This window comes from Brevibacterium renqingii (assembly GCF_017808095.1).
GTDB lineage: Bacteria > Actinomycetota > Actinomycetes > Actinomycetales > Brevibacteriaceae > Brevibacterium > Brevibacterium renqingii.
In genome coordinates this window covers 1-1,542 of record NZ_JADBHG010000018.1, presented here as the reverse complement: position 1 = coordinate 1,542, position 1,542 = coordinate 1, and the positions used below count along the sequence as shown (strand labels likewise).

The following is a 1,542-nucleotide window of genomic DNA, read 5'->3' as shown; positions in this document are numbered from 1 at the left end:
GCTAAGCCCATTCGCGCTGATGGTACTGCAACTTGGTGGTTGTGGGAGAGTAGGTGACTGCCGCAATAATTTGTTGGGGAGGCCTTGTCCGATGTCATATCGGGCAGGGCCTCCTTTTTGCATTCGCATTCGTGTAGGGCGATGCTGCAAGAGGCCGGTCGTGTACCTATTTTTTGGGGTCTGCCGGGAGCTGGAGTCGGAGTCGACGTCCGTAGAAACCACTCAGCGCGAACGAGAGCGCTTTGCACCAATCCGTTCGGCTATCATCGGGCCATGGATCTGGAAACCATCTGGCCTCCATATGGGCTGAGAATCCGAATCGGCGATATGGAACTGTCGCCCGTGCGGGAATCAGACTATTCGGAGCTCGCTGAGATCGCACGTGGCGGCGTGCGTCGAGACGATGTCCAGGCCTTCGTCGTCGATTGGGACAGCGGCAGTGATGAACAGATAGCGAGGTCGATCGCTCAATACCAGTGGTCGACACGGGCAAATTTCGACGTCGACGATTGGACGATCGAGTTCACAGTCCGGGTGGGCGGTCGTGCGGTCGGTATTCAGGGCGTCAACGGCCGACACTTCTCCAGGACTCACACGGTTTCGACTGGGTCGTGGCTTGCCCGCTCTGAACAGGGTCATGGATACGGAACGCAGATGAGGTGGGCGATCGTCATAGCCTTTGCCGACCATTGTGGTGCGTCGACTTTCGAGACGGCATATGTCGAGGGCAACGAAGCCAGCCGACGTGTATCAGAGAAGGTCGGATACTCTCCAAACGGCAGCCACACTATCGTCGCTCAAAACGGAGAGGCAAGGCTTGAGCACAAACTGACGCTTGACTCGGTCGACATTGCACGACCCGACGAGGCGGTCCAGGTCGAAGGCGCGGCCGCATTTCGTCGGTTCTTGGGCCTCGAGTCAGCCTGACAACGCCAGCGCCCAGCTCATGCACAACTGGTTCGATTCGAAGATAGGCCGGTGCTGCTGCTCGACAGATTGGCCGTCCGCAACACCGACGACCATCTACGCAATCATGGATTCCTCCGCTCCCCGGCCGGGCGGGCACTCAGTCCTGTGTTTGCCGTCAATCCCGAACCGGATCTTGCTGTCGAGCTTCAGACAGCGATCATTGGCGTCGCCGAGGCCGAGGCGCTGCTCGAATTCGCGCCTCTGCGCCAAATCACGACCCCAGAGGCGCGAGCCATACTTTTTGAAGTTGTCGGGCAGTCGGACAGTGGCGAGAGACTGCGGTCTCCCTGCTCGTCCCCGGACACGAGCTGGAGACCGTCGGCGAAGCCATCGAAACGCAACCGGAGAGGATCCGAGCGGTGCTCGGATGAGCCGGCATTCTCCGCCTCGCCTGCCGGGCGTCGTTGCTGGACTGAAAGCGGGACCGGAGGCCCAGGGGCCTCGGTGTGCAGCCGACGGTGACGGCTGTGCGGGTCTGCTTCAAGTCTTTGGCGGGTGTGTGGTGGGTGTCACGTGGTTGAGGTGGGGTTTGGATTTGCGTGGGGGTGTTGGCCTGGTCTAGAGTTATATCTC

The 1,542-nt window shown here is 60.1% G+C and carries 1 protein-coding gene; it reads left to right on the top strand.

The annotated features are described in order from the left end of the window. Positions 1 to 273 precede the first annotated feature (273 nt). Positions 274 to 927 (top strand): GNAT family N-acetyltransferase, encoded by a 654-nt coding sequence (locus IIE29_RS16645; protein WP_209326410.1) that lies wholly within the window; start codon positions 274 to 276, stop codon positions 925 to 927. Positions 928 to 1,542 lie beyond the last annotated feature (615 nt).

Bases quoted from the DNA above. Each gene is read 5' to 3' on its own strand.
- IIE29_RS16645 (WP_209326410.1), top strand. From the start codon at position 274: ATGGATCTGGAAACCATCTGGCCTCCATATGGGCTGAGAATCCGAATC.